Annotated in this window: 19 protein-coding genes and 4 tRNA genes; 8 read left to right on the top strand and 15 right to left on the bottom strand. The window is 69.5% G+C overall.

Translation table 11 applies throughout. The features are described from left to right. The 5 genes from GVV77_RS04885 to GVV77_RS04865 all read right to left on the bottom strand — a co-directional run bounded on the left by GVV77_RS04885 (window position 1) and on the right by GVV77_RS04865 (window position 4,367). On the bottom strand, window positions 1–1,071 hold the full coding sequence (locus GVV77_RS04885) for a threonine aldolase family protein (protein ID WP_159616863.1): 1,071 nt from the start codon (window positions 1,069–1,071) through the stop codon (window positions 1–3). Between the two features lie 24 nt (window positions 1,072–1,095). Next, a complete protein-coding gene (locus GVV77_RS04880; RefSeq protein WP_159616861.1) occupies window positions 1,096–1,848 on the bottom strand; it encodes an SDR family NAD(P)-dependent oxidoreductase in 753 nt (250 codons plus the stop codon). After that, on the bottom strand, window positions 1,845–3,212 hold the full coding sequence (locus tag GVV77_RS04875; protein WP_159616859.1) for a DUF6421 family protein: 1,368 nt from the start codon (window positions 3,210–3,212) through the stop codon (window positions 1,845–1,847). Before GVV77_RS04875 ends, GVV77_RS04880 begins: the two co-directional genes overlap by 4 nt. A gap of 226 nt (window positions 3,213–3,438) precedes the next feature. Continuing rightward, a complete protein-coding gene (msrB, locus tag GVV77_RS04870; protein WP_159616857.1) occupies window positions 3,439–3,864 on the bottom strand; it encodes a peptide-methionine (R)-S-oxide reductase MsrB in 426 nt (141 codons plus the stop codon). Window positions 3,865–3,878: 14 nt separating this feature from the next. Then, entirely contained in the window at window positions 3,879–4,367 is a 489-nt protein-coding gene (locus tag GVV77_RS04865) for a hypothetical protein (protein ID WP_159616855.1), read from the bottom strand. A gap of 147 nt (window positions 4,368–4,514) precedes the next feature. Between GVV77_RS04865 and GVV77_RS04860 the strand changes: the two genes are divergently transcribed. Beyond that, entirely contained in the window at window positions 4,515–5,780 is a 1,266-nt protein-coding gene (locus tag GVV77_RS04860) for an alpha/beta hydrolase family protein (protein WP_159616853.1), read from the top strand. Here GVV77_RS04860 and GVV77_RS04855 read toward each other — a convergent pair. Further along, a complete protein-coding gene (locus GVV77_RS04855; protein WP_159616851.1) occupies window positions 5,761–6,201 on the bottom strand; it encodes a SufE family protein in 441 nt (146 codons plus the stop codon). The genes GVV77_RS04860 and GVV77_RS04855 overlap by 20 nt on opposite strands. Then, window positions 6,198–7,115 (bottom strand): sulfurtransferase, encoded by a 918-nt coding sequence (locus GVV77_RS04850; protein ID WP_159616849.1) that lies wholly within the window; start codon window positions 7,113–7,115, stop codon window positions 6,198–6,200. The genes GVV77_RS04855 and GVV77_RS04850 overlap by 4 nt, the downstream gene beginning before the upstream one ends. 164 nt (window positions 7,116–7,279) lie before the next feature. Here GVV77_RS04850 and zapE point away from each other — a divergent pair, with 164 nt between their 5' ends. After that, window positions 7,280–8,314, top strand: coding sequence for a cell division protein ZapE (gene zapE / locus GVV77_RS04845; protein ID WP_159616847.1), 1,035 nt, complete (start codon window positions 7,280–7,282; stop codon window positions 8,312–8,314). Window positions 8,315–8,396: 82 nt separating this feature from the next. On the opposite strand, the gene GVV77_RS04840 is transcribed toward zapE, so the two are convergent. From GVV77_RS04840 to GVV77_RS04810, 7 genes are all read right to left on the bottom strand, one after another. Further along, window positions 8,397–8,654, bottom strand: a complete 258-nt coding sequence (locus GVV77_RS04840; RefSeq protein ID WP_159616845.1) for an antitoxin — start codon at window positions 8,652–8,654, stop codon at window positions 8,397–8,399. Window positions 8,655–8,921: 267 nt separating this feature from the next. Further along, window positions 8,922–8,998 (bottom strand) — tRNA-Gly (locus GVV77_RS04835). 255 nt (window positions 8,999–9,253) lie between these two features. Beyond that, window positions 9,254–9,976, bottom strand: a complete 723-nt coding sequence (locus tag GVV77_RS04830; RefSeq protein ID WP_159616843.1) for a hypothetical protein — start codon at window positions 9,974–9,976, stop codon at window positions 9,254–9,256. Window positions 9,977–10,271: 295 nt separating this feature from the next. Beyond that, the gene (locus GVV77_RS04825) at window positions 10,272–10,979 is read right to left on the bottom strand and encodes an SDR family NAD(P)-dependent oxidoreductase (RefSeq protein ID WP_159616841.1); all 708 of its coding nucleotides are present in this window, start codon (window positions 10,977–10,979) and stop codon (window positions 10,272–10,274) included. A 332-nt stretch (window positions 10,980–11,311) separates the two neighbouring features. Next, window positions 11,312–11,383 (bottom strand) — tRNA-Val (locus GVV77_RS04820). A gap of 26 nt (window positions 11,384–11,409) precedes the next feature. Next, window positions 11,410–11,483 (bottom strand) — tRNA-Cys (locus GVV77_RS04815). 50 nt (window positions 11,484–11,533) lie between these two features. After that, window positions 11,534–11,607: transfer RNA gene (locus tag GVV77_RS04810), tRNA-Gly, on the bottom strand. Between the two features lie 161 nt (window positions 11,608–11,768). Between GVV77_RS04810 and GVV77_RS04805 the strand changes: the two genes are divergently transcribed. From GVV77_RS04805 to rpe, 5 genes are all read left to right on the top strand, one after another. After that, on the top strand, window positions 11,769–12,728 hold the full coding sequence (locus GVV77_RS04805) for a cytochrome (RefSeq protein WP_159616839.1): 960 nt from the start codon (window positions 11,769–11,771) through the stop codon (window positions 12,726–12,728). A 265-nt stretch (window positions 12,729–12,993) separates the two neighbouring features. Then, entirely contained in the window at window positions 12,994–13,608 is a 615-nt protein-coding gene (gene def, locus GVV77_RS04800) for a peptide deformylase (RefSeq protein ID WP_159616837.1), read from the top strand. After that, window positions 13,605–14,564, top strand: a complete 960-nt coding sequence (gene fmt / locus GVV77_RS04795; protein ID WP_159616835.1) for a methionyl-tRNA formyltransferase — start codon at window positions 13,605–13,607, stop codon at window positions 14,562–14,564. Before def ends, fmt begins: the two co-directional genes overlap by 4 nt. Beyond that, window positions 14,557–16,125: an RsmB/NOP family class I SAM-dependent RNA methyltransferase gene (locus tag GVV77_RS04790; protein WP_159616833.1), complete on the top strand. Its 1,569-nt coding sequence runs from the start codon at window positions 14,557–14,559 to the stop codon at window positions 16,123–16,125. Before fmt ends, GVV77_RS04790 begins: the two co-directional genes overlap by 8 nt. A 54-nt stretch (window positions 16,126–16,179) precedes the next feature. Continuing rightward, window positions 16,180–16,851: a ribulose-phosphate 3-epimerase gene (gene rpe / locus GVV77_RS04785; RefSeq protein ID WP_159616831.1), complete on the top strand. Its 672-nt coding sequence runs from the start codon at window positions 16,180–16,182 to the stop codon at window positions 16,849–16,851. A 146-nt stretch (window positions 16,852–16,997) separates the two neighbouring features. Here rpe and GVV77_RS04780 read toward each other — a convergent pair whose 3' ends face one another. After that, window positions 16,998–17,648: an acVLRF1 family peptidyl-tRNA hydrolase gene (locus tag GVV77_RS04780; RefSeq protein ID WP_159616829.1), complete on the bottom strand. Its 651-nt coding sequence runs from the start codon at window positions 17,646–17,648 to the stop codon at window positions 16,998–17,000. Window positions 17,649–17,710: 62 nt separating this feature from the next. Between GVV77_RS04780 and GVV77_RS04775 the strand changes: the two genes are divergently transcribed. After that, entirely contained in the window at window positions 17,711–19,108 is a 1,398-nt protein-coding gene (locus tag GVV77_RS04775) for a replication-associated recombination protein A (RefSeq protein WP_246199644.1), read from the top strand. Window positions 19,109–19,113: the final 5 nt, after the last annotated feature.

Raw genomic sequence — 19,113 nt, 5'->3', positions numbered from 1 at the left:
TTATGCGCCGACTTCGCGCGCGATGGCCGCCGCGAACGCGTCGACGTCCTCCTCGGTGGTGTCAAACGAGCACATCCACCGCACCTCGCCGGTCGCCTGGTCCCAGTCATAGAAGCGGAACTGCTTCCGGACGCGGTCGGCCGCGGCCGGGTCGAGGACGGCGAAGACGGCGTTCGCGCGGGTCTCCTGGGTGAGCCGGACGCCGTCGATGCCGCGCACCGCCTCGGTCAGCCGTGCAGCCATGGCGTTCGCGTGGGACGCCGAGCGCAGCCACAGACCGTCTTCGAGCAAGGCGATGAGCTGGGCCGAGACGAAGCGCATCTTCGAGGCGAGCTGCATGTTCATCTTGCGCAGGTAGTCAAGCCCGGTCGACGCGGCGGGGTTGAGGACGACGACGCATTCGCCGAACATCAGCCCGTTCTTGGTGCCGCCGAAGGAGAGGATGTCCACGCCGGCGTCGCGGGTGAAGGCCCGCAGCGGCAGGCCCAGCGCCGCGGCGGCGTTGGCCAGCCGGGCGCCGTCCATGTGCAGGTGCATCCCGCGGGCGTGGCAGTGGTCGGCGATGGCCCGGATCTCCTCGACCGTGTAGAGCGTACCGAGTTCGGTGGTCTGGGTGATCGAGACGGCGAGCGGCTGGGCCCGGTGGGTGTCCCCCCAGCCCCAGGCCTCGCGGTCGATCAGTTCGGGGGTGAGCTTGCCGTCCGGGGTGGGGACCGTCAGGAGCTTGAAGCCGCCGACACGCTCGGGGGCGCCGTTCTCGTCGACATTGATGTGAGCGGTGGCCGCGCAGATGACGGCGCCCCAGCGGGGCAGGATCGACTGGAGCGACAGGACGTTCGCGCCGGTGCCGTTGAACACGGGAAAGGCCTCGATGCCCTCGCCGAAGTGCTCCTCGAGGAGTTCCTTGAGCCGGGCGGTGTAGACGTCGTCGCCGTAGGCCACCTGGTGGCCGCCGTTGGCCGCCGCGATGGCGGCGAGCACCTCGGGGTGGATTCCCGAGTAGTTGTCGGAGGCGAAGCCGCGCTCATTGATGTCGTGCAGCGGGCGGAAGGTCGAAAGAGTCTCAGTCACTGTTTCATTATCCCCTAGCGGCGTTCAGCCGTCGGCCTTGGCCAGCAGGTCTGCCGGTGGAGTGCGCTGGCCGTTGACCTCGGCCGCCGGGACGGCGAAGAGTGCAGCGGCGGCCCGGGCGAGGTCGTCGACGTGGGTGTAGCCAGGGAAGCGCCGCCCGGGCTGCGCTTCCCGCATGGCATCGTCGAGCAGGGCCTTGACGACCAGCGCGGTCGACGCGGCAGCGGACCCGTCGCGGGTGAAGCCCTCGGCGACGGCGCGCAGCCAGGTTTCCGCCGAGGCTTTCACCGCGGCGTAGGAGGCGCTGCCCGCGGTGGGGGAGTCGACGGCGGTGGCCGAGACGGCGGCGAGCCGGCCGCGGGGCGAGCGCGCGAGCTGGTCGTAGAAGGCGCGGCTCGTGTTGAAGAGGGTGCGGAACACCGAGCCGTGCAGAAAGGCGTAGTCCTCGTCCGACTGGGTGGTGATGCCTTTGGCGCCGCGCCAGCCGCCAACGAGGTGGATCAGCCCGTCGGCGCCGCCGGTGTCCGCCTCGACCGCGGCCGCGAGGGTGTTCACGGCGGCGGCGTCGGTCAGGTCGCACACCCGCTGCTCGACGCCGTTCAGGTGCCCGAGGGCGTCCTGCAGCCGGCCGGCGTGGGAGCCGACGGCGATCACGCGCGCGCCCCGGGCGGTGAGTTCCCGGGCCACGGCTACGCCCGAGGCGCTCGTTGCCCCGGCCACCACCACGGTGAGGCCGGCGGGTGCGGGTGCGCCCGCCGGCGAAACGGCGTCCGTCACGCCGAGGCTCCGGTGATTCCGGCGGTCGACTCGATGACCGGCTTCATCTTGCGGTCGAGGGCTTCGAAGAACATCGACAGCGGGAACTCGTCGTCGAGCACGGCGTCGGTCAGGCCGCGCGGCGGGCCGCTGAGCGGAAGGGCATCGGGTCCCTTGGCCCAGACCGAGGCCGGGTGGGGCGTGACGGTCTTGGAAACCAGCTCGTAGGCGGCGAGCCAGTGTGCGGTCTTGGGTCGGTCAATGGAGCGCCAGTAAAGCTGCTCGATCTCCTCACCCAGGGCCACGACGACGTCGGCCACTTCGTCCCAGTCGATGGTGAGCTTGGTGTCGGTCCAGTGGAGGACGCGGTGCTGGTGCATCCAGGCGAAGAGCAGCTGACCGCCGAGGCCGTCGTAGTTGCGCACGCGGGAGCCGGTGATGGCGAAGCGGAAGATCCGGTCGAAGATCACCGCGTACTGCACCAGGCGGGCGTGCCGGCGGGTCTCGGGCGAGGCCTCCTCGTCCTTCGCGATGCGCACCGATTCGCGGAACGCGGTCAGGTCGCAGCGCAGCTCCTCGAGGGAGTACAGGAAGAACGGCATGCGCTGCTTGATCATGAACGGGTCGAACGGCAGGTCACCGCGCATGTGGGTGCGGTCGTGGATCAGGTCCCACATCACGAAGGTTTCCTCGGCCAGCTTCTGGTCGGCCAGGAGTTCGCGGGCCTCCGCGGGCAGGTCCAGGCGCGTGATGTCGGCGGCGGCCTCCACCACGCGGCGGAAGCGGGCGGCCTCGCGGTCGGCGAAGATCGCACCCCAGGTGAAGGTGGGGGTCTCGCGGACCGCGACGGTCTCGGGGAAGAGGACGGCGGAGTTGGTGTTGTAGCCCTCGGTGAAGTCGATGAAGCGGATGGGCACGAACAGCCCGTTGGAGTAGTCGCCGGCCTCGAGGTCGGCGATGAACTCGGGCCAGATCACTTCGATCAGCACGGCCTCCACGAGGCGGTTGCTGCTGCCGTTCTGGGTGTACATGGGGAAGAGGACCAGGTGCGCGAGGCCGTCGACACGGTGCTGCTGCGGCTGGAAGGCCAGCAGTGAGTCGAGGAAGTCTGGGACGCCGAAGCCGGACTCCGCCCAGGCCTTCAGATCCTTCACCAGCGCGGTGAGGTAGGCGGCGTCGTGCGGGAAGGCGGGGGCGAGTTCGCTGACCGCCTCGACAATCGTCGCGGTGAGCTCGGCGGCCTTCGGGAGGTCAGCCGGTTCGGGGACCGATCCATCCTTGATCTGCAGCTGCTGCAGGGCACCGGCCGCCGCCTTGAGGCGGAGCCAGGCGGAGTGCTCCGCAAGGGTGGTGGGGCTGAGCGGGGAGGACGCCAGAGTGGTCATGGATGCCTGCTTTCGGAGCGGGCCCCGGCGGGCGGGGCGGTGGATCTGATGCTGAGGCGAGCCTAGCAACAAAAAAGCAACGCTTACTCGAAACTGGTCGTCCAATTAGACAATCTTATGCTGGTGGTGGGCCCGCGTAGCCTGAGAGCAAGAGGACCTGCCGCTGCACGCACGAGGCGGCAACCGCAGGTCCTCCCGGCTGTCTCCGGTGGCTGAACCTCCCGGATTACTCGGCCGGAACGAGTTTCATAGAGATGGAGTTGATGCAGTACCGCTGGTCGGTCGGGGTCGAGAAACCTTCGCCCTCGAAGACGTGGCCGAGGTGCGAATCGCACCGGGCGCAGCGCACCTCGATGCGTTCCATGCCAAGGGTCCGGTCGTGGATGTAACGGACCTTGTCCTCGGCAAGCGGGGCCCAGAAGGACGGCCAGCCGCACTGGGAGTCGAACTTCTCGTTGCTGGTGAAGAGTTCCTGGCCGCAGGCCCGGCACTGGTAGACCCCGGCGGTGTGGGAATCGGTGTATTCCCCGGTCCAGGGGCGTTCGGTCCCGGCCTTCCGCAGCACCTGGAACTCCTCGGGGGTCAGTTCCTGGCGCCACTCGTCATCGGTCTTGAAGATTTCGGGGTGAGCGGCGTTTTCTGATGTCGTCATACCTTTGGCAACGATTATGAGTCGCCAATAAATCCCGAGCCGGAATACAGGTGCAGCACGGGGATCCCCAGGTGGCTCTGCGCGCGGTTGGCCCAGTCGGTGTGGAGGGTGTCCGCCACGGCGTGCGGCCGGGTGATCACCACGGCCTGCGCAGCGCCCTCGTCGGCCGCAGCCCGCACAAATTCCTCGACGGCGTTGTCCCCGACCGTGTAGCCCCGTGCCCTCAGGCCCGACGCCGCGGCCATCCGGAGGGAGCCCTCCAGTGCGTCGGCGGCCGTGTGCTCCGGCCGGTGGCCGGAATCACTGCCTGCAACGTCCCGGAACGCCTGGGCGAACTCCAGCATGCTCAGGTGGTGGAAGAACTCGCCGAGCATGCTCTTGTTCCGGTCCGCCGGAATGAGAATGATGAATTCGGCTTCCTCCTCGCCCTGCAGCGTCCTCAGGTTCGACACATCCGCGTCCTGCAGGGCTTCCTCGGTCAGCACCAGAATGGTTTGAGTCATACCGCCAACAGTAGACCCGGCCCGCCGGGTGCGGGAGGACCGCGGCACGGCCCTGCCCGGCGCCCCGGCGGCGGCGCGCGGAGGGGCCGGACGCACCGGCTTTCACGAAATTGCCCGCTGGGCGCCCGAACGGGTGAGAATGGCCGTATGGCATTCCCACCAGCATCACAGGCCACCGCCCCCGCCCCCTGGGTGAAATGGACGGCGTTCGGGATCGGCGTGGGTGCGCTGCTGACGTCGTCGGCCGCCACGGCCGCATCGGCGCTCGCCGCGTACTTCGCGCGCCGGGTCGTGACCCCGGCCCGCACGCGCGAGGAGAACCTTGAGATCCTCGCCGTCACCGGCGCCGGGCAGGACCAGCGGGTGATCCTGCCGGCCAACGAGGACACCACGGTCGAGGGCACCTACAGCCTCTACTTCAACCGGGGGGCCGGCCATGCCCGGATCGGCGCCATCCACTCGTACAGCCCCCGCGAGGGAACTGTTGAGCGCGACGTCGAGGAGGTGTATGCCGGGGACCTGCGCACCGCCCGGCGCGGCTGGTGGAGCGGGAGCGTCTACCCGGCGCCGTCGGGCCTGGGGTTCGCCGACGAGGAGGTCCAGGTGCCGGTGGACGGCGGGGTAGCGCCTGCGTGGCTGATCCGCGCCGAGGCGCCGGCCGACACCTGGGCGATCATGATCCACGGCAGGGGGGCCCAGCGCACCGAGGCCCTGCGGGCTGTGCGCACCGCCCGCAGCGTCGGCCTGACCAGCCTCGTCATCTCCTACCGGAACGACGGCGATGCCCCGTTCGCCCCGGACGGGCGCTACGGCCTCGGCGCGACCGAGTGGCGCGACGTCGAGGCGGCCATCGACTACGCCATCGCCTCCGGTGCCCAGGAGGTCGTCCTGTTCGGCTGGTCGATGGGAGGCGCGATCGCCCTGCAGACCGCCGATCTCTCCCGCCACCGCCGGCGCATCGGCGCGCTGGTGCTCGACGGGCCGGTGGTGAACTGGATCGAGGTGCTTGCCTACCACGCCCAGCTGAACCGGATCCCGGCCCCGGTGGGGCGGCTGGGCCAGTGGCTGCTGGCCAACGACGCCGCCAAGCGCATCACAGGCCTGGCCGCGCCCCTCGACCTCAAGAGCATGGACTGGATCTCACGGGCGGAGCAGCTGACCATCCCCACCCTCATCCTGCACAGCGAGGACGACGAGTTCGTTCCGGTCGCTCCTTCGGTGGAACTCGCCGAACGGAACCCGGCCTTCGTCACCTTCGAACGGTTCCACCGGGCGCGCCACACCAAGGAGTGGAACGTCGACCCGGCCCGCTGGGAGGAAACGGTCTCGCGCTGGCTTGACCGGGTGCTGCACCAGCGCACCCTGCCCGGCGGCAGGCACCCCGGAGCGGGGGCTAGGCCGCAGTCGCCCTGATCTGCCGCTTGATCCGGCCCAGCATGGCGCTCATGCCGCGCATGCGCAGTGGCGTGATGGCGCGGGTCAGGCCCAGCCGGTCCGGCACGTCGTCCGGGACCGCAAGGATCTCCTCGGCAGGCAGCCCGTCGAGTCCCTCCATCAGGACCCCGGCGAACCCGCGGGTCGTCGGCGCCTCCGGCGGAGCCGAGAAAAACAGGTTCACCCGGTGCTCGGGTCCCTCGCCCACCTCGAGGGTGAGGAACACCGGGCTCTGACACTCGACGACCTGCTCGAGGAGTTCGGGATGCTCGCGGAGCCGCTCGGGCAGCTCTGGAAGCTCCCGGGAGAAATCGAGGAGCAGCTGAAGCCGGTCCGGCTCCGACAGGTCCTGGAAGTCATCGATGATCTCGGCCAGCTGGGCCGGCAGGGCCGTGCTCATCGCCGGGCCTCCGCCGGACGGACCGGAGCCTCGCCGCGTTCGGGACCGCGGACGATCGGCACGCGCACCGCGTTGCCCCACTCGGTCCAGGACCCGTCGTAGTTGCGCACCCGGTCGAAGCCCAACAGGTGGGCCAGGACGAACCAGGTGTGGCTCGAGCGCTCACCGATGCGGCAGTACGCCACGACGTCGTCGCCGTCCTTGAGGCCCGCCTCGCCGCGGTAGATCGCGTCGAGCTCCTCCCGGCTGCGGAAGGTTCCGTCCCCGGCTGCAGCGCGGCCCCACGGGATGGACGCCGCCGTGGGGATGTGGCCGCCGCGCATGGCGCCCTCCTCCGGGTAGGCGGGCATGTGCGTCCGGGCGCCGGTGTATTCCTCCGGGGAGCGGACGTCGATGAGGGGGTTGCCGAAGTGCTCAAGCACGTCGCCGAGGTAGGCACGCACGCGGGGATCGTTCCGCTCGATGACCGGGTAGTCGCCGGGGCGGACCGTGGTGGCCTCCGTCGTCAGCGGCCGTCCCTCGGCGATCCACTTGTCCCGTCCGCCGTCGAGCAGCCGGACATCCTCGTGGCCGAACAGTTCGAAGACCCAGAGGGCGTAGGCGGCCCACCAGTTGCTCTTGTCGCCGTAGATGACCACCGTGGTGTCGCGGGAGATGCCCTTGGCGGTCATCACGCGGGCGAAGGCCTCACCGTCGACGAGGTCGCGGCGTACCTCGTCGTTGAGTTCGGTGTGCCAGTCGATCTTCACCGCGCCAGGGATGTGCCCGGTTTCGTACAGCAGGATGTCCTCGTCGGACTCAAGGACCACCAGCCCGTCCACGCCGAGGTGGTCGGCGAGCCAGTCCGTCGAGACGAGCCGGCCGGGGTGGGCATAGGCAGCGAACTTTTCGGACGAATCTGTTTCGAGCGGCATTAAATGGCTTTCTGCTGGGGGCGGCTTCTCTCTACTTAGCGTAACCACGCCCGGCGCGAATTGCTTCCGGCACCTTGGAGTCCGGTGCCGTAATGTTGCCTGACGGGCGCGCCGTCGCGCTCCCATCGCATCCTTCGGCCGGCAAGAGAAAGCACCCCTGATCCGTGGCATCCGTAGAGCATCTGACCGACCGCGCGCCGAAAGTTTCAGTCGAGGAACTGCTCGACGGGTTCTACCCCTCGCCGCGCTTCAAGGACGTGTCGTTCTCCAGCTACCGGCCCGACCCCTCACAGCCCTCGCAGTCGGCCGCCGTCCGTGGGCTGCGGGCGTTCGCAACGACCGTTGACGAGCCCGAGCCAAGCGGACTGCGGAAGCTCTTCGGCGCACGGAAGGCGCCTTCCCGAGCGGGGATCTACCTCGACGGCGGCTTCGGCGTCGGGAAGACCCACCTGCTTGCCTCCCTCTGGCACGCGACGCAGGGGCCGAAGGCCTTCGGCACGTTCGTCGAATACACGAACCTGTGCGGCGTGCTTTCGTTCCGCAAGACCGTCGAGTCGCTCAGCGGCTACAACCTCGTCTGCATCGATGAATTCGAACTCGACGACCCCGGTGACACGGTGATGATGTCCCGGCTGATGCGCGAACTCGCGGACGCCGGCGTCAAGCTGGCCGCCACCTCCAACACGCTGCCCGGGTCCCTCGGCGATGGCCGGTTCGCGGCGGTCGACTTCCAGCGGGAGATTCAGGTTCTCGCCGACCAGTTCGACGTGCTGCGGATCGACGGCGAGGACTACCGCCACCGCGGGCTGCCGCAGCCGCCGGCGCCCCTGAGTGAATCCGGCCTGCGCGACCACGTCCGGAACTACTCGGGCAACGGCGGGCTGCTGGCCGAGGATGACTTCGGCGACCTCATCCATCACCTCGCCGGCGTGCACCCAAGCAAGTACCGGCAGCTGCTCGACGGAGTCGAGGCGGTGGCATGGCACCGGGTTTCCACAATCACCGAGCAGTCCGTGGCCCTGCGCTTCGTGGTGCTGGCCGACCGCCTTTACGACCGGGACGTTCCGATCTTCGCCAGCGGCGTGCCCTTCGACAAGCTGTTCACCGATGAGATGATGCACGGCGGGTACATGAAGAAGTATTACCGGGCGGTCTCCCGGCTTACGGCACTGGCCCGGCAGGGCGGTTCCGGCGCGTAGCCTGCGGGCCGGGCCCGGACCGGCTTAAACAAAAGCGCCGGTTCCGCCTCACGGCGGGACCGGCGCTTCCTTTTTGCGGTACTTAAAGCGATGAGGCCGGAGGAGGTGTAGGTCCGGTCGTGCCGCCGCGCTGCTCGCGTTCGATCTTGTCGACCATCGCCGAGGCCTTCGACTGCACTCCGCGGATGCGCCCGGAGTACTTGCCGCCGGTCCTGCCGTCGACAAAGCCGCCGGCCTTGGTGATGCCGGTCTTGACCTTCTCCGAGTTGGCGCCGATCAGTCCGGTCGCCTTGTCCTTCAACCCACCGGCCTTGCCTTTGAGCCCGTCAAAAACAGACACAGGCACCTCCTTTCCTACCCGGGAACCTGGTGTTCCCTTCGTCACAATCGTAGTGCAGATTGCGGGCAAGCGTCCGGGGGAGGGGTGGGCACTCCTCTGAGGCTTCCCTCGCCGCCGAGTGTGCAGGTCACCACGCTTCGAGCGGAACATTACGTGGTGTGCTGCAGTCTCGCGGGAGGGGGTGACAGGAGGGCCATGGAAGCGGCACGCGGCGGCCGACGTCGGATTTGCTGCGGTGGGGCAGTTCCGGCTGTGAACCGGAAGCGGTGGAGCGGACGACGGGATTCGAACCCGCGACATCCACCTTGGCAAGGTGGTGCTCTAGCCAGCTGAGCTACGTCCGCAAGAGGGCGTCCCTGCACGGGACCCCGGGTGATATGTGCTTGGCTCCCAGGGGATTCGTTTGCAGAAGGATTTTCATGCGTCGCGAACCCGGCTTGAACCAGTGCATCAACAATATCGTGCGGCGAAGGGGGAGCCAAATCCGGGGCCGGCGGTCCGGCGGAAGCCGCTGAACCGCTTCGAGCGGAGCCAGGTGGGTGCCGTGGAGCCGGCCGTCGGCCGGAGGGGAGGAGGCGTCCTCCCCTCCGGCAGGAGCATCACGCGATCTTGATGTCGCTCAGTTCGATCTCAATCGGAACCCAGGACAGATCGGGGGTCCGGTCATTGTTGCGGATGTGGATGTGCCGCTTCGTGGGAATGCTGAGTCCGTTGACCTCGGCCTCCCCGCGGATGTAGTGAGCAACGGGGGAGTTGCCGTTGACCTCCGGCTGGTAGTCCATCCGGCGGAGGCGGCCGGCCGCATCGAAGTAGTACAGCTGGGTGGTGGTGTGGGTGTCGATCGAGGAAGGGAAGGTGACGCTGAGCACGCGCCAGGTCTCGCCGTTCTCGGTCCAGGGCTCCACTTCCTGGGTCTCAACGCCGGGCCAGGTGAAGATGTAGGGCTCCACGAGGTAGTGCCAGGTGGCGTAGCTGCGGAAGTAATACATCTGGGCGAGGGTCCACTGCGTTTCGTGGGTGTAGCCCTCGAAGCTGGCGCGGGGGTTGTTCAGCTCCTCGATAAGCGTGCCGTCGGCGGCCGTGATCGTGACGCGGTCGGCCTTCCTGTCGTACTCGACGACGCGGCCGGTTCCCTCCTGCGTGTGGCGGGTGCGCTGCTCCTGCAGGTTCGCCTCGACGAGGTCGGTGCCGACGACGTCAGGCTGTCCCTTGAATCCCCAGAACGGGCCGCCATAAGTGATGCGGGCGGTGAAGCCGTTGAGGCTCTTCCAGCGGTCGAGGCCGCCGTTCGCTTCAAGGACCTGCTCGAGTAGTGCCGCCATGTAAGTACTCCTTTAGGACTAATAGATTCTATTTTGGTATCAACCGAAGGGGTCGACGGATAATTCCCCGAGGGCCGTGCCCGACGAGGTCCTTGAGTTGCGCCATTGGGCCTCCCCGGCATGGCGCCCTGCCCACGTCAGATGGCCCAGCACCGCGCTACGTCAGAGGCTGACGCCGCTCGTCGGGTCCGCGGAATGAAAGGGTTCCGGATCGGTTGCGGCTTCGCGGGAGGAAGACAGCTGTGCATCGTTCCCGCCGGGATGGGGGCGGCGGACCCGCCGCCCCCGGCCGGTGCTAGTTTCCTGCGCTTTGCCCGCCGTCGACGTGAAGGAACTCGCCGGTGACGAACTGGGCCTGCTCAAGGTAGAGCACGCCGTGGACGACGTCGTCGATGGTTCCCATCCGGCCGACCGGGTGAAGTGCTCCATAGGTGTCGTGCGTCTCCTCCGCGTGCAGCGGGGTCTTGATGATGCCGGGGGAGACTGCATTCACGCGCACCCCGCGGGCCGCGTACTCGATTGCGAGGGACTTCACGACGGAAGCGAGGCCGCCCTTGGTCAGTGAAGCGAGGGCGGACGGGACATTGGAGTTGGCGTTCTCGACCAGGGTGGTGGTGATGTTCACAACGTGACCCGAGCCCCGTTCGACCATGTTCGCCATGGCCTTCTGGCTGATGTGGAAGAAACCGCCGAGGTTCACGCGCAGGGCGTTGTCGTAGTCCTCCTGGGTGTAGTCCGCAAACGGCTTCGCAATGAAGATGCCGGCGTTGTTCACGAGCGTGTCCACGCGGCCGAACCGCTCCACTGCCGTGGCGATGACGCGCTCGGCAACCTCGGGGTCCGAGATGTCCCCGGCAACGGTGACAAGGTCGAAGTCTTCGGACGGGGCGATGGAGCGGGAGTTCGCGACCACCGCATACCCAAGCTTGCGGTACCCGTCGACGAGGCCTGCTCCGATGCCCTGCGATGCGCCGGTGATGACGGCGACTTTACGTGCTTCCATGGTTTCGCTCCCTTTAGTAGACAGTCGGTCAACTACCGACCTGTACAGTTATAGCTGACCAGTCGATTATTGACAACCCCGCGGGTAGGAGCCCTGGCTTGGGGCCCGCAATGCGGGCGTGGGGTGCGGAGGAGTGTGGCGCGGAACGGCAGGGTGTCCTGGCCGCCCCCTCGCCGGAGGAAAGCGCATCCGCCGGCTTCTTCCGGCAGCCACGAGGATGCGGAACGTACTCCCTAACCTCTCAGGGGTGTTTCCTATCACGTCGACACCGGGAGCCCGCGTAATGCGCTGCAAAAACAAAAGACCCCCGGTTTCCCGGGGGTCTTTCTCGGTGGGCGATACTGGGATCGAACCAGTGACCTCTTCCGTGTCAGGGAAGCGCGCTACCGCTGCGCCAATCGCCCAATTTCCTTCTCTGCAATTCACCTACTGGAGGTGGGGACGGGATTCGAACCCGCGTGCACGGCTTTGCAGGCCGCTGCCTAGCCACTCGGCCACCCCACCGCTATCCAACAAACAGACAGCCGGATGAACCGGCCATGCAGTGACTTGCGAGCGGACGACGGGATTCGAACCCGCGACATCCACCTTGGCAAGGTGGTGCTCTAGCCAGCTGAGCTACGTCCGCAGAAAGAAAATTTTGAACACGAAACCCTTGAGTTCCTCGTGTTTTTCTGTTTTCCAACGAGAAAAAACTCTATAGGACTATTCGAGGTTCGTCCAATCGGGCGCGTCTTCAGGTCAACGGCGCGGCGAGGGAGTGTCACCGGAGAGTGACAGACTTAAGCCATGACTGAACCGCTGCTCGCCCACTCCACTCCCTACGGACGGATGTATGCGAGGTCGACGTCGGACCAGCCCACCGTCCCGTCGATCACGACCGTCATCGCCCAGGCGCCGTCGTCCCTCGGCGGCTGGTTCGGGCACATGGCGGCGAACGCCCTGGCTGCCGATCCGCGCCTGCCAGGATCGCTGGGCAAACCTGCCGAGCTGAAGCAGGCCGTCCGGGACGCCGCGCAGGCTGCCGAGCGGTACCGCGACGACGCGGCCCTCCGGGGCACCCGGGTGCACAACTACTGCGAACAGGTGGCGCTGCGCGCCCTTGGCAGGCCCTCCACCCTCGACGCCGCACGCCTCGCCCTCGTGGAGAACGGGGAGGAGGGATTCGCGGCCCGTTTCGACGAATGGTGGGAACTCTACGATGTCCGGCCGATCGCCCCGGAACTGACCGTCTGGAATCAGGAACTCGGGTACGCCGGAACCCTCGACCTGGTGGCCACCATCGGAGGCCGGCTGTGCCTCATCGACTACAAGACCAAGAGCACCGACCGTGACGGCTTCGTCAAGGGGCTCGATGACAAGGTGGTCATGCAGCTGGTTGCCGGGATGAAGGCCCAGGAAAGCCTCGTTGATTCCCATCAGGGCGAATGGGAACCGTGGAAGTACGGCGAGCAGCCCCTCCTCCTCGGCGTGGCAGTCGGCCAGACGGAGGTCCGGGCCCTGCGGGCCAATCCCGAGGTGCTGAAGGAGCACTGGTTTCGATTCTGTGCACTGCGCCGTGCCTGGGAGGCCGGCCGAAACGCCGAAACGGCAGGGCGGGCGCTGCTCCCGATCGGCCCGCCGCCCGCCCGCGCTGCGGCCGGGGCGCCGGCGGCGGCTCCGGCTGGTCCGGCGCCGGCCACCGGTGCGGACGCCCCGGGCCCGGCCGCACCCGCTCCGGAAGCGCCGTCCTCCGTCGCAGCCGGCTGACGGTCGCCGAGGAGCCCGGGCCGGCTCCGTCCCGGTCGAGGGCAGGCCTCGGGTAGGCAGCGGGCAGGGCACCGGCCCTGCCCGGACGCGCCCGGCACTTTCCACAGCCCAGCGGCGCCGGGGACGGCGAAGCGGCGCGGCGTTCTAGAATGGCTCGAGGGCTTTCGCTGATGGGTCCGAGCCCTCCGCGCACGCCGCAGACCCCCGCAGTGCCCACCCGGGCATCCGCCCGACGCGCCCAACCAGGTGAAGGAATCCGAACCGCATGGCTGTACTGAGTATCAGGATCATCGGCGACCCGATCCTGCGCACCCCTGCCGCGACGGTGACAAACTTCGGCCCCGAGCTCGAGAAGCTGGTGGCGGACATGGCCGAGACAATGCTCGATGTGCAGGGCGTCGGTCTCGCCGCGCCCCAGATCGGGGTGGGCCTTTCGGTCTTCACCTACAGCATCGACGGTTTCGAGGGCCACGTCGTCAACCCGGTGCTCGAGGTGGGGGAGACCCTGCAGCAGGACGGCGCTGTCGAAGGCTGCCTCTCCGTCCCGGGGCTGGGGAACTTCCTTGAGCGCGCCGAATGGGCGCGGGTCCGGGGGCAGAATGTGCACGGGGAGCCGGTCGAGGTCGAAGGCACCGGCATGCTGGCGAGGTGCCTGCAGCACGAGACGGACCACCTGCGCGGAACGCTCTACATCGACAGGCTCCGGGGCGAGGAGAAAAAAGCGGCGATGCGCGCCATCCGCAGCGCCGAGTACAACACCGTGGCCGGCCAGACGGCGGCACAGCGAGCCAAGACCCTCGGGTCGAGCTTCATCAGCGCATCGGCCGCCGGTCCTGCGGGCGCACCGGCGCGTGCGGAAAATGCGGGACGCCGGCGGTGAGGATCCTGTTCGCCGGTACTCCGGCCGTGGCCGTCCCCTCCCTTAACACGCTGTCGGACGCGGGCTTTGAGATCGCTGCGGTGCTCACCCGCGTCGATGCCCCGGTCGGGCGGAAGAGGACCCTGGCCCCGAGCCCCGTGGCCGCCCGGGCGGAGCAGCTGGGGCTGCCCCTGATCAAGGCCAACCGGTTCACTGACGAGGTGGTCGGGCAGCTGGCAGCGCTTGACCTCGACGCAGCGGCGATCGTCGCCTACGGAGGGCTCGTGCCGGCGCGGGCGCTCGAGCTTCCACGGCATGGCTGGATCAACCTTCACTTCTCGCTGCTGCCGGCCTGGCGCGGCGCCGCACCGGTGCAGCACGCCGTGCTTCACGGCGACGACATCACCGGGGCGTCGACCTTCCGCCTCGAACGCGGACTCGATACCGGCCCCGTGTTTGGAACCGTGACCGAAGCGCTGGCACCGTCCGACACCAGCGGCGAGGTCCTGGACCGGCTTGCGGACAGCGGCGCCACCCTGCTGGCGCAGACGTTGACAGCGCTCGGGCAGGGCGCGGTCGAGGCGGTTCCGCAGCAGGGGGAGGTCAGCCTCGCCCCCAAGCTGTCGATCGATGATGCCCGGATTGACTGGACGCAGCCGGCCGTCGCCGTCCGGCGGCGGATCAATGCCGTGACCCCCGAGCCGGGCGCCTGGACACTCCTTGCGGGTCAGCGCGTGAAGATCGCGCCGGTGCGCCCGGCGTCGGAACTCCGGCCGGCGCGGCCGGACACCGGGTCCGGCGATCCGGTGGACCTTGCCCCCGGTCGGGTGGAGCTCCGGGACGGCGGCGTGCAGGTCGGCACCGGATCGGAGCCGGTGGTGCTCGGCCGCCTGCAGCCCGCCGGCAAGACAATGATGGACGCCCGTGACTGGGCGAGGGGCGCCCTGGCGCGCGGAGAGTTGGTTTTTGATGTCTGATACCCCAGGAGCTGGTCAGCGGCCGGGCCAGCGCCCGCGCCGTAATGATAAGGGCAGGGAACGGAACCGTTCGGGGGAGCGCAGGTTCTCCCAGGCCGCGCCCTCTCAGCGGACCCGGAAGGCCGACCCGGCGCGCCTTGTCGCGTTCGAGGTGCTTCGGGCGGTGGCTGCGGAAGACGCCTATGCGAACCTCGTCCTGCCGGTGAGCATCCGCAGGCACCGACTCGACCGCCGCGACGCCGGGTTCGCCACGGAACTGGCCTACGGCGCCCTGCGCGGGCAGGGGACCTACGATGCGGTGCTGGCCCGCTGCGTCGACCGTCCCCTGGTGCAGCTCGATCCGGCGGTGCTCGACGCGCTGCGCATCGGTGCCCATCAGCTCCTCGGGATGCGCGTGCCCGCCCATGCCGCGCTCGATCAGACCGTCGGCCTGGTCCGTGCCGTGATCGGTGCGGGGCCCGCTTCCCTCGTCAACGCCGTGCTGCGCAAGGTGGCCGCCCGCGACCTCGCCTCCTGGATCGCCGAGCTGACCGCCGGCCAGACCGACGGCGTCAGGATCGCCTCCCTGACGCACAGCCATCCGGAGTGGATCGTGCGGGCTATGCGGCAGTCACTGGTCGCCCACGGTCGCACCGTCGAGGAGATCGACGAGCTGCTCGAGGCCGACAATGCCGCGCCCGTGGTGAACCTTGTGGCGCTTCCCGGCCTGGGCTCCCTCGACGAAGCCCTGGCCGAGGGCGCCGAACCGGGCCGCCTGGCCGAAGGGTCCGCCTACTTCGCAGGAGGCGACGTCGGACGGCTGGCCGGGGTGCGGGAAGGCACGCTCCGCGTGCAGGACGCGGGCTCGCAGCTGGTCGCCCGCGCCCTCGCCGCCGTCGACCTGCTTCCCGTCGGACCCGAGACCCGAGCCGGGGGCGGCTCCGGTCCGGCGCCCGCCCCCGGATCCGAGCGCTGGCTCGACCTGTGCGCCGGGCCCGGAGGCAAATCTGCGCTCCTCGCTGCGCTGGGCCGCCCGGTGCCCGCGACCCTCGTCGCCAACGAGCCGGTGCCGCACCGCGCACAGCTCGTCCGTCAGGCCCTGCGTCCGGTGGACGGCGGGACCTGGACTGTGCGCGTCGGTGACGGCAGGGAGGTCGGGCAGGAGGAACCCGAAAGCTACGACCGCGTCCTGGTCGACGCGCCCTGCACCGGGCTCGGCGCCCTGCGGCGCCGCCCCGAGGCCCGATGGCGGCGCAAGCCCGCGGACCTCGTGGAGCTTGCCCCGCTGCAGCGCGGCCTGCTTGAGTCCGCGCTCGAGGCCGTGCGCCCCGGCGGCGTCGTCGCTTATGTGACCTGCTCGCCGCACCATGCGGAAACCCTCGCCGTCGTCGAGGACGCCCTGCGCCGCCGGCCGGAGATGGAGCTGCTCGACTCCGGTGCGGCCCTCGACGCGGTCAGCATCGGCGGACCGTTGAACGCCGCCCGGCCGGCCGCGTCCGGAACGGGATCCACGGCGCAGCTGTGGCCGCACCTTCACGGAACCGACGCCATGTTCCTGGCCCTGATCCGCAAACCCCTCTGACTTCCGTTCCGGGACGCAGCGCGCTCCCGCCACCTCCAACCGCAAAGGACACCTGTGGGAGCCTGCCGCATCAATCCGAGCATCCTTTCAGCCGACTTCGTGAACCTCGAGCGTGAACTCGAGCGCATCGGCGCGGCCGACGCCGTGCACGTGGACGTGATGGACAACCATTTCGTGCCCAACCTCACGCTGGGCCAGCCGGTGGTGAAGCGGATCCAGGAGGTCAGCGGGCTCCCGCTCGATGTCCACCTCATGATCGAGGACGCCGACCGTTGGGCCCCCGCGTACGCCGAACTAGGTGCGGCGTCGGTGACTTTCCACGCCGAAGCCGCGGCCGCCCCGGTCCGCCTGGCCCGCGAGCTTCGGGCGGGAGGCGCCCAGGCGGGCATGGCGCTGCGGCCGGCCACGCCGGTTGAGCCCTACCTTGACATGCTGGGGGAGCTCGACATGCTCCTGATCATGACGGTTGAGCCCGGGTTCGGTGGGCAGTCCTTCCTCGACCTGACCCTGCCCAAAATCCGGCGGGCCGCCGAGGCGGTCCGCGGGGGGTCGCTGCCGCTGGCGATCCAGGTCGACGGCGGCATCACCGAAGAGACCATCCTGCGCGCAGCGGAGGCCGGGGCCACGGTCTTCGTCGCGGGCTCCTCCGTCTACGGGGCGGACGATCCCGGCCAGGCGATCGACCGACTCCGCCGCGCGGCCGTTGCCGCGGCTGCCGGCCGGTAACCGACGCCGTCCGGCCCGGGCGCCTAGGCCGGATCGCCCTGCCCCTGGTCCCGCCCGGCGGCCGCCGGCGCCGCCGTCCGCTGGCCCGTGCCCCTCAGGACTGGTGCCGCCGCTGTCGGAAGACGTGCGGCGCCGGGCGGACGAGCCTAACCCGCGGCCGCCGCCGGCGGGTCCGTAATGGTAATCCGGACCGACATGGCCTCCGCCGCCGCCCGCTGCAGCACGGCCAGGCGCGGATCGGGTACCGCGGTGAACGGCAGCCGGGGGAGGTGCCCATACTGCGCAAGCGCCGGGTGGGCGAGCACTTCGAGGGCCAGGGTGCGGTCGCCGCCCAGCTGGACGCAGTCAATGGGGTGGGCCGAGAAGACCGCCGAGGCGTGTTCCGCCGCGGCCTGGACGAGCGAAGAGGCCTGATTGGCCCGGCGCCGCGCGAACCGCTGCTGGGACCAGCCGCCCGCGGCCGTGCGGGACTGGACGTACCGCGTGCCGGTCTTGGAGGCGAGCAGCCTGCCGTTGCGGGCCACCCCCACCGAATAGCCACCCCGGCGGACCAGGATCAGCGCAACCGCGCGCGGTTCCCCCGCGGCGGCGGTCAGGGCCTCCACCGACGGCGCCCCGGTGGCCTCCGGTGGAAGGGGTGGAACCAGGACGGCACGGCACCCGTTGGAGGCGCTCAGCGTCAGGGCTCCGCCGGGGGAGCCTTCATCGATCGTGTATCCACCGTTGCGCTGCGCGAACCGCTCCAGCCAGCCAGCCAGGCGCTCGCCCGAAACGAGGACGGTTCTCGGCTCTGCCATCGTGTCCTCCGCTCCGCCCCGGCCATCCGCCGGCGTCAGTGCTACACAGTAGCCTTGGCAGTGTGAATGATCTATTCAGCGCCGCGGATGAGGACGACGGCTTCCCCGGCGCCGCACCGCCGACCCTTGCCGGTGCCGGTTCCCAGCGGCCGCGGAGCCCCCTGGCCGTGCGGATGCGTCCGCGCTCCCTCGATGAGGTTGTCGGCCAGCAGCATCTCCTCGGCCCCGGGTCGCCGCTGCGTACACTGGCCGGCGACACCGCCTCCGGAGGGCCCGCCGGCCCGTCCTCGGTCGTGCTGTGGGGGCCGCCCGGAACCGGAAAGACAACCCTCGCGCACGTGGTGGCACGCGGGCAGGGGCGGCAGTTCGTCGAGCTTTCGGCGATCACCGCCGGCGTGAAGGACGTCCGCCGGGTGATGGAAGAGGCCCTGACCGCGCGCGACCTCCACCGCCGGACCACCATTCTGTTCCTCGATGAGATCCACCGGTTCAACAAGGCCCAGCAGGACGCGCTGCTGCCCGGCGTCGAGAACCGGTGGGTCGTCCTGATCGCGGCCACCACCGAGAACCCCTCGTTCTCCGTCGTCGCGCCGCTGCTCTCGCGCTCGCTGCTGCAGACCCTCCGCCCGCTCACCGAGGCCGACATCGCCGGGCTGCTGCAGCGGGCGGTCGAGGACGAACGGGGCCTCGGCGGGACCGTCCGCCTGAGCGAGGAGGCCCTCGAGCACCTGGTGCGCCTCGCCGCCGGCGACGCCCGCCGTGGGCTTACCGCCCTCGAGGCGGCGGCCGGCGTCGCCCAGTCCGCCGGCGACGGGCCGGGGCCGGCCGTGGTGGAACTCCAGCACGCAGAGAAGGCCCTCGACGTCGCGGCGCTGCGGTACGACCGGGCGGGCGATCAGCACTACGACGTCGCCAGCGCCTTCATCAAGTCCCTTCGGGGGTCGGATGTCGACGCGTCCCTCCACTACCTCGCCCGGATGCTCGAGGCGGGGGAGGACCCGCGCTTCGTCGCCCGCAGGATCATGATCTCGGCCTCCGAGGATGTGGGCATGGCCGATCCGACGGCGCTGCAGACAGCGGTGGCGGCGGCGCAGGCGGTGCAGCTCGTCGGGATGCCCGAGGCGAGGATCATCCTCGCCGAGGCCGTCGTCCACATCGCCACGGCCCCGAAGTCCAACGCGGCGTACAACGGCATCAATGCCGCGATCGCCGACGTGCGGACCGGACGGGGCCAAGGCATCCCCGCCCACCTGCGCGATGCCCACTATCCCGGGGCGTCCCAGCTCGGCCACGGCAAGGGATACGTCTACTCCCACGACGAACCGCACGGCATCGCCGCCCAGCAGTACGCGCCCGACGACCTGGTCGGCCGGGACTACTACCTCCCCACCGACCGGGGGGCCGAACGGGACATCGGAACGCGCCTCGGCCGGCTGCGCAGGATCCTGCGGGGCCGGTAGCCCCC

This window comes from Arthrobacter zhaoguopingii, from assembly GCF_009828605.1.
Classification (GTDB): Bacteria; Actinomycetota; Actinomycetes; order Actinomycetales; family Micrococcaceae; genus Arthrobacter_D; species Arthrobacter_D zhaoguopingii.
Note: the sequence above shows the minus strand (reverse complement) of the source record. Positions and strands in the feature narration are given on the sequence as shown.

Excerpts from the sequence above, each read along its gene's own strand:
- GVV77_RS04825 (WP_159616841.1), bottom strand. The coding sequence starts at position 10,979 with ATGGAAGCACGTAAAGTCGCCGTCATCACCGGCGCATCGCAGGGCATC.
- GVV77_RS04790 (WP_159616833.1), top strand. The coding sequence starts at position 14,557 with ATGTCTGATACCCCAGGAGCTGGTCAGCGGCCGGGCCAGCGCCCGCGC.
- def (WP_159616837.1), top strand. The coding sequence starts at position 12,994 with ATGGCTGTACTGAGTATCAGGATCATCGGCGACCCGATCCTGCGCACC.
- GVV77_RS04850 (WP_159616849.1), bottom strand. The coding sequence starts at position 7,115 with ATGCCGCTCGAAACAGATTCGTCCGAAAAGTTCGCTGCCTATGCCCAC.
- GVV77_RS04865 (WP_159616855.1), bottom strand. The coding sequence starts at position 4,367 with ATGACTCAAACCATTCTGGTGCTGACCGAGGAAGCCCTGCAGGACGCG.
- GVV77_RS04860 (WP_159616853.1), top strand. The coding sequence starts at position 4,515 with ATGGCATTCCCACCAGCATCACAGGCCACCGCCCCCGCCCCCTGGGTG.
- GVV77_RS04805 (WP_159616839.1), top strand. The coding sequence starts at position 11,769 with ATGACTGAACCGCTGCTCGCCCACTCCACTCCCTACGGACGGATGTAT.
- GVV77_RS04780 (WP_159616829.1), bottom strand. The coding sequence starts at position 17,648 with ATGGCAGAGCCGAGAACCGTCCTCGTTTCGGGCGAGCGCCTGGCTGGC.
- GVV77_RS04855 (WP_159616851.1), bottom strand. The coding sequence starts at position 6,201 with ATGAGCACGGCCCTGCCGGCCCAGCTGGCCGAGATCATCGATGACTTC.
- msrB (WP_159616857.1), bottom strand. The coding sequence starts at position 3,864 with ATGACGACATCAGAAAACGCCGCTCACCCCGAAATCTTCAAGACCGAT.
- GVV77_RS04875 (WP_159616859.1), bottom strand. The coding sequence starts at position 3,212 with ATGACCACTCTGGCGTCCTCCCCGCTCAGCCCCACCACCCTTGCGGAG.
- GVV77_RS04830 (WP_159616843.1), bottom strand. The coding sequence starts at position 9,976 with ATGGCGGCACTACTCGAGCAGGTCCTTGAAGCGAACGGCGGCCTCGAC.